At 61.4% G+C, this 15272-nt stretch carries 13 protein-coding genes and 2 pseudogenes; 11 read left to right on the top strand and 4 right to left on the bottom strand.

Going from position 1 to position 15272, the window contains the following annotated elements; all coding sequences use genetic code 11:
* Together HNQ83_RS26490 and HNQ83_RS26485 are read left to right on the top strand one after the other, a co-directional pair.
* A partial coding sequence (locus HNQ83_RS26490) for a carbon starvation CstA family protein (protein WP_175391798.1) occupies positions 1-1577 on the top strand: 1577 nt, incomplete at its 5' end.
* A 15-nt stretch (positions 1578-1592) separates the two neighbouring features.
* Entirely contained in the window at positions 1593-1790 is a 198-nt protein-coding gene (locus HNQ83_RS26485) for a YbdD/YjiX family protein (RefSeq protein WP_008051268.1), read from the top strand.
* 106 nt (positions 1791-1896) lie between these two features.
* Here HNQ83_RS26485 and HNQ83_RS31360 read toward each other — a convergent pair whose 3' ends face one another.
* Complete coding sequence (locus HNQ83_RS31360) at positions 1897-2022, bottom strand: hypothetical protein (RefSeq protein ID WP_256669243.1); 126 nt, start codon at positions 2020-2022, stop codon at positions 1897-1899.
* Positions 2023-2255: 233 nt separating this feature from the next.
* Here HNQ83_RS31360 and HNQ83_RS26480 point away from each other — a divergent pair, with 233 nt between their 5' ends.
* Both HNQ83_RS26480 and HNQ83_RS26475 read left to right on the top strand, forming a co-directional pair.
* Positions 2256-3161 carry a hypothetical protein gene (locus HNQ83_RS26480; RefSeq protein ID WP_175391796.1) on the top strand — a complete coding sequence of 302 codons (906 nt, stop codon included), beginning with the start codon at positions 2256-2258 and terminating at the stop codon, positions 3159-3161.
* 216 nt (positions 3162-3377) lie between these two features.
* Positions 3378-4430: a GGDEF domain-containing protein gene (locus tag HNQ83_RS26475; protein ID WP_256669242.1), complete on the top strand. Its 1053-nt coding sequence runs from the start codon at positions 3378-3380 to the stop codon at positions 4428-4430.
* Positions 4431-4557: 127 nt separating this feature from the next.
* Here the strand turns inward: HNQ83_RS26475 and HNQ83_RS26470 are convergent, their stop codons facing one another.
* Together HNQ83_RS26470 and HNQ83_RS26465 are read right to left on the bottom strand one after the other, a co-directional pair.
* Positions 4558-6123, bottom strand: a complete 1566-nt coding sequence (locus HNQ83_RS26470) for an aldehyde dehydrogenase (NADP(+)) (RefSeq protein ID WP_175391793.1) — start codon at positions 6121-6123, stop codon at positions 4558-4560.
* Between the two features lie 8 nt (positions 6124-6131).
* Entirely contained in the window at positions 6132-6755 is a 624-nt protein-coding gene (locus HNQ83_RS26465; protein ID WP_175391791.1) for an isochorismatase family cysteine hydrolase, read from the bottom strand.
* 99 nt (positions 6756-6854) lie between these two features.
* Here HNQ83_RS26465 and HNQ83_RS26460 point away from each other — a divergent pair, with 99 nt between their 5' ends.
* From HNQ83_RS26460 to HNQ83_RS31790, 4 genes and pseudogenes are all read left to right on the top strand, one after another.
* Positions 6855-7382 (top strand): helix-turn-helix domain-containing protein, encoded by a 528-nt coding sequence (locus HNQ83_RS26460; RefSeq protein WP_175391789.1) that lies wholly within the window; start codon positions 6855-6857, stop codon positions 7380-7382.
* A gap of 253 nt (positions 7383-7635) precedes the next feature.
* The gene (locus tag HNQ83_RS26455) at positions 7636-7974 is read left to right on the top strand and encodes a hypothetical protein (protein ID WP_175391787.1); all 339 of its coding nucleotides are present in this window, start codon (positions 7636-7638) and stop codon (positions 7972-7974) included.
* 246 nt (positions 7975-8220) lie between these two features.
* Positions 8221-9348 (top strand): annotated as a pseudogene (locus HNQ83_RS31795) (cache domain-containing protein); the annotation flags it as partial.
* 324 nt (positions 9349-9672) lie between these two features.
* Positions 9673-10209: pseudogene (locus HNQ83_RS31790) on the top strand (methyl-accepting chemotaxis protein); the annotation flags it as partial.
* 199 nt (positions 10210-10408) lie between these two features.
* Here HNQ83_RS31790 and HNQ83_RS26445 read toward each other — a convergent pair.
* Positions 10409-11416 carry a LacI family DNA-binding transcriptional regulator gene (locus HNQ83_RS26445; protein ID WP_175391783.1) on the bottom strand — a complete coding sequence of 336 codons (1008 nt, stop codon included), beginning with the start codon at positions 11414-11416 and terminating at the stop codon, positions 10409-10411.
* Between the two features lie 176 nt (positions 11417-11592).
* Here HNQ83_RS26445 and HNQ83_RS26440 point away from each other — a divergent pair, with 176 nt between their 5' ends.
* From HNQ83_RS26440 to HNQ83_RS26430, 3 genes are read left to right on the top strand one after another with little or no spacing between them, the layout of a single operon-like run.
* Entirely contained in the window at positions 11593-12759 is a 1167-nt protein-coding gene (locus HNQ83_RS26440) for a Gfo/Idh/MocA family protein (RefSeq protein ID WP_175391781.1), read from the top strand.
* Positions 12756-13850 carry a sugar phosphate isomerase/epimerase gene (locus HNQ83_RS26435; protein ID WP_175391779.1) on the top strand — a complete coding sequence of 365 codons (1095 nt, stop codon included), beginning with the start codon at positions 12756-12758 and terminating at the stop codon, positions 13848-13850. The genes HNQ83_RS26440 and HNQ83_RS26435 overlap by 4 nt, the downstream gene beginning before the upstream one ends.
* A 48-nt stretch (positions 13851-13898) precedes the next feature.
* Entirely contained in the window at positions 13899-15134 is a 1236-nt protein-coding gene (locus HNQ83_RS26430; protein ID WP_175391777.1) for a nucleoside permease, read from the top strand.
* Positions 15135-15272 lie beyond the last annotated feature (138 nt).

The following is a 15272-nucleotide window of genomic DNA, read 5'->3' as shown; positions in this document are numbered from 1 at the left end:
CCATCGCGCTGTTCGGCTGCTTCCTGATCATGATCATCATCCTCGCGGTGCTGGCGCTGATCGTGGTCAAGGCCCTGGCCGAAAGCCCGTGGGGCATGTTCACGGTCATGGCGACGATCCCGATCGCGATGTTCATGGGCATCTACATGCGCTACATCCGTCCGGGCCGCATCGGTGAAATCTCGATCATCGGCGTGTTCCTGCTGCTGGGCTCGATCTGGCTGGGCGGGCAGATTGCCGCTGACCCGGTGTGGGCCAAGGCGTTCACCTTCACCGGTGTGCAGATCACCTGGATGCTGATCGGCTACGGTTTTGTGGCTGCCGTTCTGCCTGTATGGCTGATCCTGGCACCCCGTGACTACCTCTCGACCTTCCTGAAAATCGGCACCATCGTCGCGTTGGCGATCGGCATTCTGGTGACCATGCCCGAGCTGAAAATGCCGGCCCTGACCCAGTTCATCGATGGCACTGGCCCTGTGTGGAAGGGCGGTATGTTCCCGTTCCTGTTCATCACCATTGCCTGTGGCGCGGTATCGGGTTTCCACTCGCTGATCGCTTCCGGCACCACGCCGAAACTGCTGGCCAGTGAAGGTCACGCCCGTTACATCGGTTACGGCGGCATGCTGATGGAGTCTTTCGTGGCAATCATGGCCATGGTTGCTGCATCGGTGATCGATCCGGGCGTGTACTTCGCGATGAACAGCCCTGCGGCCATTGTGGGTTCCGATGCTGTTTCGGTTGCTCAGACGGTCAGCAGCTGGGGCTTTGCGATTACCCCCGAAGCGCTGCAAGCAGTGGCCAAGGACATTGGTGAAACCACCATCCTGGCCCGTGCCGGCGGCGCACCGACCCTGGCGGTCGGCATCGCGCAGATCCTGCACCACGTCCTGCCGGGTGAAAACACCATGGCGTTCTGGTACCACTTCGCGATCCTGTTCGAAGCGTTGTTCATCCTGACCGCCGTCGACGCCGGTACCCGTGCCGGTCGTTTCATGCTGCAGGATTTGCTCGGCTCCTTCGTGCCGGCGCTGAAACGCACCGAATCCTGGACCGCCAACCTGATCGCCACTGCCGGTTGTGTGGCCATGTGGGGTTACCTGCTGTACCAGGGCGTGATCGATCCACTGGGCGGCATCAACACCTTGTGGCCGCTGTTCGGCATCTCCAACCAGATGCTGGCCGGTATCGCGCTGATGCTCGGCACCGTCGTGTTGATCAAGATGAAGCGCCAGCGTTATGTGTGGGTCACCTTGCTGCCAGCGGTGTGGCTGCTGATCTGCACCACCACCGCCGGTTTCATCAAGCTGTTCGACGCCAACCCGGCCATCGGTTTCCTGGCCCTGGCCAAGAAGTACAGCGATGCCCTGGCCAACGGTCAGGTGCTGGCGCCGGCGAAGAACATCGATCAGATGCAGCACGTGATCTTCAACGCCTACACCAACGCAACGCTGACTGCGCTGTTCCTGTTCGTGGTGTTCAGCATCCTGTTCTTTGCGCTCAAGGTCGGCGTTGCCGCCTGGGGCACCAAGGAACGTACGGATAAAGAAGCGCCATACCAGGCATTGCCGCAAAATTGATCGAGGATTTGCAGCATGTTCAATGACCTGAGTCGCCTCGGAAAATACCTCGGTCAGGCCGCGCGCCTGATGGTGGGGATGCCCGACTACGACAACTACGTCGAGCACATGCAAAGCAAACACCCGGACAAGCCGGTGATGGACTACGAGGCGTTCTTCCGCGAACGCCAGGAAGCCCGTTACGGCAGCAAGGCGGGACCCAAGTGTTGTTGAGTGAATAGAAAACCCGGCTGAAAGGCCGGGGTTTTTTATTGAAAGCGGCGACACCGCGATGGATACAAGCTGCTCGACGCTTTGAATCCAGCTCCGTGCCGCCTGGCTAGGGTTTCGAACGTTGTATCCGCAAACCCCGATCAGTCACCTTGGCCTTGTGTATCAGCCGACACAGGGTCGAGACGATGGCGATTGCCAGCAGTGGCCAGTAGATCAGGACTTTCAGGAGCATGGCGTTTCCTCACGCGCAAAGATTGTTCATGAAAGCCGGCATCCCTCCAGCTGTTAATCAATATGATTCTCGTACGCTTTCATGACAATGTCGCATGAGGAGCCCATGAAACCTCAGCCTTTGGTCGGAGTCGGGCCGCGACTGATCCGCTGTTTTTCGCCGCAGCTGACCCTTTGCCCGGTGAAGGGCATGCCTCTAGAGTCGGGGAACGCACTCTCAGAGGACTGCAATCGATGTACAGCGCGCTGGAAGTACCGGGTAGTGCCCGGCAGTTTCACGACCAGATCTATGCCGGCGAGATCATTCGCCTCAGCGATTGGCCGCCTATGGCGGCACTGGTGGCGTGCACCCGTGAGTTGCTCGAAGAAGCGCTGCACCCCTGGCCACCCCAGGAGGTCCACCGTTACCTGAGCCACAGCGAGCAGACCGTACGTTTTGCCCAATGCCAGCACGCTTTCGCCAGCTCCGCTGACATTCGCCTGCGCTGGCAGGCCGTCGTGGAGAGCCTGGGGATTGCGCCGGATGCCTTGGCGTGCGATCGCCTGCACCTGCGTTTTCAGCCCCACCGTGAGCCGCGGCACGTGGCGCCACGTGCCCGTACCACGGCGACTATTGCCTTCCATCGCGACACCTGGGGCTCAAACCTCTATGCGCAAACCAATTGGTGGGCGCCGATTTACCCGATATCCGCGGGACGGACCTTCGCGTTGTACCCGCAGCTGTGGCGGCAACCCGTGCGCAATTCCAGCGCGGATTTTGATATGCGCGCGATTTTGCAGCGCTCCCACCGCGACGGTCGCAATGCAGTGGATGCCGATGAAGCCATCCCGCATTTACTGGAAGCGATTGATCCGCAGCAGGGCATTGCGGTCGATATCGCCCCGGGTAGCCTGATTGCCTTTTCCGGAGCGCATGCCCACGTCGGTGTCGGCAACAGCACCGGGCTGACGCGGATTTCCTTCGAAACCCGCTCCCTTCTGATCGACGACCTGCGGGCCGGATGGGGGGCGCCCAACATTGACGGTCATGCGCCATGGATGACGCCGGGGCTGTTTCGGCGGATGAGCGATGCCAGGCGCTTGAATGAGATTCTGGGGGGTGGGTTTATCGAGCCCTACACCCGGCCCGATCACCACTAAATCCAATGTGGGAGCGAGCCTGCTCGCGAAAGCGTCCTGTCAGGCAACCGTTTCATCGACTGACACACCGCCTTCGCGAGCAGGCTCGCTCCCACAGGGTTTGCGGTGTGGCATTAATTCGCCTGTTCACATCAAGCCGAGATAGCCGTTTGTCGGGCGTATCGGTATGCTCAGCGCACTGTCCGAATGCCAATGATAAACAACCACAGTGACGTTATGAGCCCATCAGAATCGCGTGCGAATGTTCTAGCGCTGTATCCGGAAGACTCCCGCGAGGCGGCGGCGCTGCTCAAGCAAGCCGTACCCCTGATGGTTCGCCACAACATCCCGCCCAATCCGGTGCATTACGCGCTGTGGTACACCTACAGCAAAGGTCAGGAGCCGGAGCTCAATCGTCACCTGGACCGGGTTGTCAGAGACTTCGACGGTTGCCCGCCCGAGTCCGCGACGCGTCTTTTTCGCGAGTACATCATTCGTGACGAGCTGGAGGATGCGCGCGCGGAGCAGCAACAGGTCGTCAGTCTGGTCGATGGCATGGAGCGCGATGTTTCGCGCAGCGTGCAGGGCAGTGTCAATTTCCAGAATCGCCTCGGGCAGTGCCTGGAGATGCTCGAGGAGCCGGTCAGCGAGCGCTTGCCGGGCATCTTGAACGAGCTGCAGCAGAGCACCCGGCTGATGCAAAGCCAGCAGGAACACTTCCTCGCGCAATTGCATTCGGCGCAAAACGAGATCAAGACCCTGCGGGACAAGCTGGAGCGCGCGCAACAGGCGGCGTCGCTGGATGGCCTGACCGAGCTGCTCAACCGGACCGCATTCACGCGGTTGCTGGAAAAGGCACTGGCCAAGGGCACCAGTAGTGTCGCGCTGGTGATGCTGGATATCGATCACTTCAAGCAATTCAACGACCAATACGGTCACCTGTTGGGCGACCGGGTGCTGCAGCATGTCGGTCAGGTGTTGCGCGGTGCGCTTGCACCCAACGCTTTTGCCGGGCGTTACGGCGGCGAGGAGTTTTGCGTGGTGCTTGAAGACAGCGCCGACCTCGACAGTGCCTGTGCTTTCGCCGAGCTATTGCGTTTGAAGGTCCAGTCGTTGCGGATCAAGGCACGGGGCACCGACACCGTGCTGGACACCATTACCGCGTCCTTCGGCGTGGCCTTCGTTCAACCTGGCGACAACCTGGAAAGCCTGCTGACCCGCGCCGATGACGGTTTGTATCAGGCCAAGCGCAATGGGCGGAATCAGGTATGCGCGATGCAAAAAGTCTGATCCGATTACCTGTGGGAGCGAGCCTGCTCGCGAAAGCGATGTATCAGACAACATTGGAATTGACTGACACTCCCTCTTCGCGAGCAGGCTCGCTCCCACATTTGGATCTTTGTCAGGCTTCTATCGGTTATTGGCCATCCACGCTGCGCGGCAGTCCGAGCGCATTTGAATCGCGCAATGCTTCCGGCAGCAACGCATCCGGAAAGCCCTGGTAGGTCACCGGGCGCAGGAAGCGTTCGATGGAGGTCATGCCCACCGAAGTGAAACGACTGTCCGACGAGGCGGGGAAGGGGCCGCCGTGAATGGTGGCGAACGACACTTCCTGGGGATGGGCAAAGGCGTTGACCACAATCCGCCCGGTCCGCCGTTCCAGCACCGGCAGCAAGCACCGGGCCAGTTCCATATCCTCCTGTTCGAGATGCAGCGTCGCGCTGAGCTGACCGCGAAAGGCACGGGCGACCGCGAGCATTTCAACCTCATCCTTGACCTTCACCAGCAGTGCCGCCGGACCGAACACTTCATGGGCCAGCGTCTTCTCGGCAAGGAAACGCTGGCCGTCGACTTCCAGCAACCCTGATCGGCCGTCGAGGTCGGCATGGGCAACCGAACCCACGGCAACAAGTTGTGCACCCGCGCTTTGCAGCTGGTCGAGGCCGCTGAGGTAAGCCCCGTGAATCCCCGGGGTCAGCATCGGCCGCGCCGGAGCATCGGTCACACGCTTGATCATGGCAGCACGCAACGCCTCGAAACCGGCACCTTCGACCGCGATCAGGATCGCCGGTTTGAGGCAGGCCTGGCCGACATTGACCAGCATGCGCTCGACGAAGCCATCACCGATCTGCGCCCCTCGCGCGGCGAGTGCCTGAGGCAGGATGAACGTGGGATTGACGCTGGTCATTTCGGTAAATACCGGGATCGGATCAGGGCGCATTTGCGCGCGGCGATACAGCGCCATGCCGCCCTGTTCGGAACCGGTGAAGGTCACGGACTTGATCAAGGGATGGTCGACCAGGGCTTCGCCGATGACGTTACCGCCACCGCGCACCATCGAGAACACGCCTTCAGGCAAGCCGCTGTCCTGCACGGCCTTGAGGATGGCGCGGGCCTGGATTTCCGAGGAGCCCGGGTGAGCGTTATGGGCCTTGACGATCACCGTCGCGCCGGCCGCCAGTGCCGAGGCGGTATCGCCACCGGCGACGGAATAGCTGATGGGGAAATTGCTCGCGCCGAAAACGGCCACCGGGCCGATAGCGATTTTCTGCAGGCGGTGATCCATGCGCGGCCGTGGCTGGCGATCGGGCTGGGCCGGGTCGATGGCCAGCTGCAGAAAACGTCCTTTGCGAACGACGTCGGCGAACTGGCGGAATTGGGTGGCAGCCCTGACGACTTCGCCCTGGAACTGGGCCTCGGGCAAACCGGTTTCCAGCGCGGTGCGTGCCGCCAGTTCCTGGCTCACGGCCTCGAGATTGTCGGCGATGCGCTCAAGAAACGCCGAACGTTCGGCGAGCGAGGTATGGCTGTAACGGTCAAATGCCTCATCGGCGAGGTTTGCCGCGAGGTCGACATCCGCGATGCCACCGAAGGCGAAATCCGGTTCGATGAGCTGGTTGGTCGCCGGGTTGAGCGCCTTCATCGTGCCTTCGCTGGCAGGGACTTCACGGGTGCCGATCAGCAGGTTTCCAGTCAATTTCATGTGGGGTCTCACTGCTTCAGGGTGGCGATGAGTTGCTCGGTCGTCACGATCGAATGAGCGTAAGTAGGGCCGTTCAGCTCATGGGCGGCGTGCATCATTTCCGGCTTGAACGCGGCGGTGGCGTCGCGTACCAGAGTGACGTGGTAGCCCAGTTCCTGCGCATAACGGGCGGTGGCCTCGATGCAGGTATTAGCCAGCAGGCCGACGATGATCACGTGGGTGATGCCTTTCTGCTTGAGGCGAAAGTCCAGGTCGGTGTTGGCAAACCCGCTCGATCCCCAATGCTCCGAGACGATGATGTCGCCTTCCTTCGGCGCGAAATCCGGATGCCACTCGCCGCCCCATTCGCCGCGGGCAAAGTGGTGCATGTGCTGGATCTTGCATTGGGAAGGACTTGGGTGATCCCAGTTTTCGTAGTCGCCTTGTTCCCAGCGACGGTGCGGTACGATAACCACCGGGATGTCGAGGGCGCGAACCGTACGATCCAGAGCTCGCAGATTATCGAGCAGGCCGACTTGCTCGGCGATCGGTTTGATCAAGGGAAAGACCCGGCCACCTTCGGACAGGAAATCGTTGTAGGGATCGACCAGCAGGTAAGCGGTGCGATCGAGCGGGTAGGCGGCGTTCGACATGACGAATTCTCCACAGAGGTTGGTTGACCGGTGCCGTGGACTTGCCTCGGCAGGGTGTTGATATGATAATCATAGTTACTATGAAAGAGGCAAGCCTGCATGGCCGTAAAAAAGAGTAGTCCCGATACCTTGTGCCCGATTGCACGGGCCGAAGACATCGTCGGAGATCGATGGACGGTGGTGGTCCTGCGAGAGTTGTTCATGCGTAACCACCGATACGACGAGATCCAGGCGCAGACCGGCGGCACACCGCAGATGGTCGCGGGGCGCTTGAAGAGTCTGGAGGCCGACGGGATGGTTGAGCGCCGCGCCTACAACCAGCGACCGCTGCGTTATGAGTACCACCTGACGGCCAAAGGGGAGGCGTTTTATTCGGTGGTGCTGGCCCTGCGTGCCTGGGGGGAAACCTGGTGCAAGTCAGAGGACGAGGAACTGGCCGTGCGTTACACCCACAAGCCTTGCGGGCACGAGGCCGGGCTCGGACCGCTGTGCGGGCATTGTGGAGAGGTGTTGCGCCGTGAAGAACTGATCAGCGAGCCGTCGGCGGCTTACGTCCAGGAGCGATTGGAACGGCGTGAGGCGTTCAAGGGGAACCGTGGGGCGGAGCCTGTAGTTGCAAGTGAATAACACGCGGACTAAAAGTCGAATGCGTTCCCCCTGTGGGAGCGAGCCTGCTCGCGAAGAACGCCAACGATTACGCGTCCTGCCTGAAAGATCGCGGTGTCCTGACGTTTTTCGCGAGCAGGCTCGCTCCCACAGGGGGTATCAACGCTTAAATATTCGTTCGAATAATAGTGACCATCATCAATCGCAAGTTCTGTTGTTAGCGGGAAACAAGGAAAATCGCGCCCATCCAAGTCACCCTCCAGGAACCGGCGCGATGAATATGTATACCCGACTGGCGCTTGCCACCTCATTGCTGTTGTCGGGCTGTGCTTCAACCCCCAACGACCCGACACTGACCTTGCAGACTAAAAAGGCGCCGGCAGACTACGCACATTGCGTTCTGCCCAAACTGCAGGAAGATTCGTTGAACACGACAGTCTCGGAAACCCAGCGCAGTTACCGAATCGTGGTGGCCAGCAAAGTCGCTGCCAACGATGTGCTCGAGGCCTACAAGACATCGGAGGGCGGCAAGGTGTTCCTGTACGAACGCGCACTGCTGGCCTCGACATTCGGGCCGTCCAGCCTCGAACGCGCGGCTCAGGCGTGCCTGTAAGCGATGCCCTCTTGTAGCGGCTGTCGAGCACCCGGGCGGCAACTGCTACAAGGCTCTGCCTTCGGGCTTGGCTCGATCCTTCCCCGCTATTTTCTTGATTGAACAACTGTTCATTTTCGGTTGCATCGGAGTCCCGCGCCTCGATATAGTGGCTAAATAATATCAACTATAAATCACTTGCCAGCAGGGCTGCTGCACTCACAACTTCGCACGGGCTGTGCTGGCTGACGTATCGCTCATTCGAGAATGCCTATGCCTAATCGCTCACTGCACTTCAAGCTGTTCTGGACAGCGCTGATCGGCACCGTCGTCGTCATGGCGCTGCTGCTGGGTTCCATCGCCTACATCGCCTATGGTTCCTCCGTCAAAGAAACCTTTGCCCTGGTCGACACCATCGTCAAGGCCAATGCCAAGGAAGTGGAAGTCGAACTCGGTACCGGTTTTACCGTGGCCGAATCCCTGGCCAGCGTCGCCACGGCGATGCAACAGCAGCACGTCGACCGCAAGACCGCCGATGCCTTGACCCGCCAGCTGTTCGAGGCCAATCCCAAGCTCCTGGGGCTTGGGCAGTATTGGGAGCCGAACGCATTCGATGGCAAGGACAGTGAGTTCGTCAACCAGCCCAGTCACGACGCCACGGGCCGTTACCTGACCTACTGGAACCGTGCCAGCGGCAGCGTGAAGTCCGAGGCGTTGAGCGGCTACACCCCGGAAAATGCCGACAACCAGTACTACTACCGTCCGCTGCACACGCGCCAGCCGTGGGCCTCCGAACCCTATGTCTACAGCACCGGCAATGGCCAGAAGGTGATGTTGGTGTCGATCATGGTGCCGCTGTTGCAGGGCGGTAAAGCGGTGGGTGTGGCAGGGGTCGATATCCCGCTGGAAAGCATCAACCGTCAGCTCTCGACCATCGATGTCTACAAAGGCTATGGCGCGCTGGTTTCCAGTGGCGGCCTGTACGCCAGCCATCCCGATGCCAAGCGCCTGAGCCAGCCGGCCGATGAATTGCCGGCCGCCGCCAAGGATGCGATCAAGGCCGGCCAGCCCTACAGCTTCGAGCGCGATGGTTGGGGCTATGTGCTGCAACCGGTGCGGATCGGCAAGGCGCCGAACAACTGGGCGTTGATGGTGGCGTATCCGCAGGCCGAAGCCATGGCCGGCATCAATCACTTCCTCTACACCGCCGTGGTCATCGGGCTGGTGGCATTGCTGGTGCTGGCGATTGTGCTGTGGCATTTGCTGGCGTGGCAGATTCGTCCACTGTCCGGCCTGACGGTCGGCATCCAGGCCTGGGAAGGCGAGCTGGGCCTGCGATTCGAACAGCGCAGTGGCGATGAAACCGGCAAGCTGGCGGGGGCGTTCAACCAGTTCATCCAGCGTCTGGGCGACCTGGTGGGCTCGATTCGCCACAGCAGCACGACCCTGATGCAGATCTCCAATCACCTGGGCGATACCACCCAGGCGGTGGCCGAGCGCGCAACTTCGCAACACACTGCCACCGAGGAAATGGCCAGCGGCGTCACGGCATTGGCGCACTCGGTGACCGAGATGTCCCAACAGGCCGAAGACGTGGAGCAACTGGCGCGCAACACCGAGGTGCTGACCACCAACATTTCCACCGACATGAGCCAGACCCTGGCCGGCATTACCCATATCGACCAGACCATGGATGTGGTGGCCGGGGCGGTGGGTGATCTGGAAAAACGCTCGCAGCAGATTGCCGGGATCATCGCGGTGATTCGCAGCATCGCCGACCAGACCAACCTGTTGGCCCTCAACGCGGCCATCGAAGCGGCGCGGGCAGGGGAGCAGGGCCGTGGTTTTGCCGTGGTGGCCGATGAAGTGCGGCAACTGGCGGAACGCACCAGCCGCTCGACCGGTGAAATCGGCGAGATGATCGGCGCCATCGGTTCGGACGTGCGCAACACCGTGGCCAATGTGCAGCAGGTTGGCGAAGCGGTACGCCAGGGCGTGGTGCAACTGACCACCTCGGCCCAGGGCGTGGATCAGATCCGCCAGCATGCCCAGGACATCCTGACACGCATCAGCGAAGTGGCGCGCCAGACCCAAAGCCAGGCGGCGACCGGTGAGCAATTGTCGGTGGCGATCCAGGGCGTCAGCCGTATCTCCGAACAGAACGATCATGCGATCCGCAGCCTGCTCGATCAATCGGTGCAACTGCGCGATCAGGCGGGCTCGCTGAGCCAGCAACTGACGCAGTTCAGGGACTAAAAACAGGCCTGTCACCTGAACCCCTGTGGGAGCGGGCTTGCTCGCGAAGGCGTCGGCACGTTCAGTATGGATGTGCCTGATACACCGCTTTCGCGAGCAGGCTCGCTCCCACATTGGATCTTCAGCGAACACAAAACCGTGCACGACGCCGCCCCCTGTGGGAGCGAGCCTGCTCGCGAAAGCAGTGTGTCAGCCGACACTACTTTTCCGGTCGCACCCCCGCCGTGCTGCCGCGCAGCGTCAACTCGAACGGCAAGACCACATGCCGCTGCGCCAGCGGCTTTTTCTCGATCAGCGCAATCAGCATCTCGACGGCTTTCTGGCCGAAGACTTCGGCGGGTTGCGCGATGGTGGTCAACGGCGGATCGCAATAGGCCGCAAAGGGAATGTCGTCGAACCCCACCAGGGAAATGTCCTCGGGGACGCGCAAGCCGAGTTGCTTGATGCGTTTCAACGCGCCGATGGCCATTTCATCGTTTTCGCAGAACAGCGCGGTGGGGCGTTCGGGCAATGCCAGCATCGCCGTGGCGCCGTCATGGCCGGCCTTCAGGGTGAAATCGCCGTGACAGATCAGCCTCAGGTCGCACTCGATTCCGGCCTCGCTTAAAGCATCCTGATAACCGGCCACGCGGTCGCGGGTCAGCGGGCTGCTTTTCGGCCCCTTTATCAGGCCGATCCGCCGGTGGCCGAGTTCAATCAAATGTTCGGTCATGGCCTTGGCGGCGGCGCGGTTGTCGAGGCTGATCGTCGGGTGACGCCCGTCCTGGATCACTTCGCAGGCGTTGACGATGGGTGCCGGTTCGGCATTGGCAAAGGGCTCAGTAAACGGGTCGAAAGCACGCAACTGGATCACGCCATCGGCCTGATGGTTGTACACCAGCTCGGCGAATTCCCGTTCGATGTCCTCGCGGCCCTGGGTGTCGCACAGCAGCAGCCGATACTGGGCGGCCTGTGCAGCCTGTTGCGCGCCGCTGATGACCCTGGCGAAAAAGGTGTTGGCGATGGTTGGCACCAGAATCACCAGGTTGCCGGTGCGACGCGAACGAAACTGCACAGCCATCAGGTTCGGCCGGTAACCGGCCTGTTCCACGGCGGCATTGACCTTGTCCCGGGTCTCGGGGAGCACACGCTCCGGCGACTTCAGTGTCCTCGACACCGTGGCCACCGAGACGCCGGCCAGCCGGGCTACTTCACGGATATTGGACAAGATCACCTCGTTAACGAATCGCGCAGCCGGCGAGCTTACCGCAGGTCGACGTTGCGCTGAAATCGGCGTGGGTTTTCATCCGGGGTTTGACACATCGCCTGACTGCGCCTAAATTTCCGCCACGATGTAACCGGTTACATCATGATCGGTTTTCCAGCCAACAGAGAGCTTTTGCGATGAACGTTGCAGCGCCAAAAATAAGAATGGGCTTTGTCGGAGGCGGCGAGGGTGCGTTCATCGCCCAGGCCCACCGTCAGGCGGCCGGGCTCGATGGCCGGTTTGAACTGGTGTGCGGCGCGTTCAGTCGCGATGCGCAGAACAATCGGCAGACCGGCGAAGCGCTGGGCCTGCCGGCCTCACGCTGCTACAGCGACTGGCGACTGATGATCCAGGCCGAGCGTGCATTGCCCGCCGAGCAACGCATGGAACTGGTGGTGATCGTCACGCCCAACCATTTGCATGCGCCCGTGGCCAGTGAAGCGCTGAGCGCCGGTTTTCATGTGTTCAGTGAAAAACCGGCGGCGCTGAACCTGGCCGAATTGCTCGCACTCAAGGCGGTGGTTGAACGCAGCCATCGCTTGTACGGCCTGGCCCATACCTATCTGGGTTACCCGATGGTCTGGCAGGCGCGGGACATGGTGCGCAGCGGGGTGATCGGCGCGGTGCGCAAGGTGATCGTCGAGTACCCGCAAGGCTGGCTCAGCCAGGACATGGCCGGGCAGGGCAACAAGCAGGCGGCCTGGCGCGACCTGCCCGAGCAGTCCGGCCTGGGCGGTTGCATCGGCGATATCGGCACCCATGCCTTTTCCCTGGCCGAGTTTGTCGCGGATCAGCCTGTTCACCAGTTGAGCGCGATGTTGGGTGTGCACATCGAGGGTCGGCAGCTGGACGATGACGCCTCGATGCTGTTCAGGATGGCCGACGGCGCCAGCGGCGTGCTGATCGCCAGCCAGGTCTGCGCCGGTGAAGAGAACCCGCTGAAGATTCGCATTTATGGCGACAAGGGGGGACTGGAGTGGCGGCAGGAAGAACCCGCCAGCCTGATCCACCGCGCCCTCGATCAACCCTTGCGTGTTCTGCGCTCCGGCATCGGCCAGCCGTGGTTGTGCGAAGCCGCCAGCCGACGCATGCGCCTGCCCGCCGGGCATCCCGAGGGCTATCTGGAAGCCATGGCCAACCTGTACGGCGATTTCGCCAATGCCATTCGTGCCGAGGTCGCCGGGCACGATGTCCCGGGCGTGCCCGGCATCGATGTCGGCCTGCGCGGCATGGCATTCATCGAGACCGCCATCGCCAACCATCGCGGCGATACCAAGTGGACCGAACTGGTGTGCACCCCATGACGCTGGAGATTAACGTGACCCCTCAAACAACAACCGGCCTGCGGGGGCCGGGGATTTTCCTCGCGCAATTCATGTCCGCCCAGGCGCCGTTCGATACCCTGGCCAACATCGCTCGCTGGGCCGCCTCCCAAGGCTACAAAGCCATTCAGTTACCGACCCTGGGCACGCAATTCATCGATCTGGCGCGGGCCGCCGAAAGCCAGGACTACTGCGACGAATTGAAAGCGGTCTGTGCCGACGCCGGTGTCGAGATCAGTGAATTGTCGACGCATCTGCAAGGCCAACTGGTGGCGGTGCACCCGGCGTTCGACACCCTGTTCGATGACTTCGCCCCGGCTCATTTGCGCGGCCAGCCCGAGGCGCGTACCGCATGGGCCATCGACCAGTTGAAACTGGCCGCCCGCGCCAGTCAACGCCTGGGCCTGAAAGCCCACGCGACCTTTTCCGGCGCCTTGCTCTGGCCCTATATCTACCCTTGGCCGCAGCGGCCAAGTGGGTTGGTCGAGCAAGGTTTTGCCGAACTGGCCAGGCGCTGGTTGCCGATCCTCGACTGTTTCGAAGAGGCCGGTGTGGACCTGTGCTACGAAATCCACCCCGGCGAAGACCTGCACGATGGTGCCTCGTTCGAACGGTTTCTCGAGGCGGTCGATCACCATCCCCGCGCCGCGATTCTGTATGACCCCAGTCACCTGCTGCTGCAGCAGATGGACTACCTGGGTTTCATTGACCGCTACCACGCGCGCATCCGCATGTTCCACGTCAAGGACGCCGAGTTCCGCCCCGATGCCCGCTCCGGTGTGTACGGCGGGTACCAAGGCTGGGTCGAGCGGCCGGGGCGTTTCCGCTCCCTGGGCGATGGCCAGATCGATTTCAAATCGATCTTCAGCAAACTGACTCAATACGACTACAGCGGTTGGGCCGTGCTGGAGTGGGAATGCTGCCTGAAGGATTCCGCGCAGGGTGCCGTTGAAGGGGCAGCATTCATCGAGCGGCACATGATCCGCAAGACCGACAAGGCGTTCGATGATTTCGCCAGCGTGTCGGCCGACGCCGCCTTCAATCGACGACTGCTGGGGCTGCCCGACGCCTGAAACCGATGCTCTCCCACAGAAAAAAACAACAATAAGACGGTGACTCTCATGACCATGATGACTGCGCGGCTCAGCGCAATGATGTTCCTGCAATTCTTTATCTGGGGTGGCTGGTTCGTCACCCTCGGCACCTTCCTCGCCAGCACCCTGGGCGCCAGTGGCGGGCAGATCGGCATGGCGTTCTCGACCCAGTCCTGGGGCGCGATCATCGCGCCATTCGTGATCGGCCTGATCGCCGACCGCTTCTTCAATGCCGAGCGCATCCTCGCGGTGCTGCATCTGGTGGGCGCGGTGTTGCTGTATCAACTGTATCGGGCGCCGGATTTCAGCGCGTTTTATCCGTTCGTGCTGGCGTACATGATGGTCTACATGCCGACGTTGGCCCTGGTCAATTCCGTGGCGTTCCGGCAGATGAGCGATCCGGCGCTGGAGTTTTCCCGGATTCGCGTGTGGGGCACCCTCGGCTGGATCGTCGCCGGTCTGGTGATCAGCTTTGTGTTTGCCTGGGACTCACAAGCCGCGATTGCGACCGGCGGGCTGCGCAACACCTTCCTGATGTCGGCCATCGCCTCCTTGCTGCTGGGCCTGTACAGCTTCACCTTGCCGCGCACCGCGCCACTGAAAGCCGAGACCGGCAACGGCGGCCTCAAGCAGATGCTCGGGCTGGACGCCCTAGGCTTGCTCAAGGATCGCAGCTATCTGGTGTTCTTCATCGCCTCGATCCTGATCTGCATTCCCCTGGCGTTTTACTACCAGAACGCCAACCCGTTCCTGGCGGAAATCGGCGTGACCAACCCCACGGCGAAAATGGCCATCGGGCAGGTCTCCGAAGTGCTGTTCATGTTGTTGCTGCCACTGTTCATTCACCGCTTCGGGATCAAGATTGCGCTGCTGGTGGGCATGCTGGCGTGGGCGTTGCGCTACCTGTTGTTCGCTTACGGCAACAATGGCGACCTGGCTTTCATGCTGTTCACCGGCATCGCCTTGCATGGCATCTGCTATGACTTCTTCTTCGTTTCAGGGCAGATCTACACCGACGCCAAGGCATCGGAACGCTTTCGCAGTTCGGCCCAGGGTTTGATCACGCTGGCGACCTATGGCCTGGGCATGCTGATTGGGTTCTGGGTGGCGGGGCAGGTGACGGATCACTACGCCGCGACGGCGGGCGAGCATGACTGGAAAAGCATCTGGCTGTTCCCGGCGGGGTTTGCCCTGGCGATCTTTTTCTGTTTCTCCCTGGCGTTCAAGGGACGGGAGGCGGTGGTGGTGCAAACATCGGTGTGAGCCAATGCACTGTGGGAGCGAGCCTGCTCGCGAAAAACGCCCGGACAACGCGATCATCCAGACAGGGCGCGTTATCGTTGACGTCCTTCGCGAGCAGGCTCGCTCCCACAGGGGACCAAGCCAGCAACTTCAGCGCCT

The sequence above is a fragment of the Pseudomonas sp. C2B4 genome, from assembly GCF_013359695.1.
GTDB lineage: Bacteria > Pseudomonadota > Gammaproteobacteria > Pseudomonadales > Pseudomonadaceae > Aquipseudomonas.
Note: the sequence above shows the minus strand (reverse complement) of the source record. Positions and strands in the feature narration are given on the sequence as shown.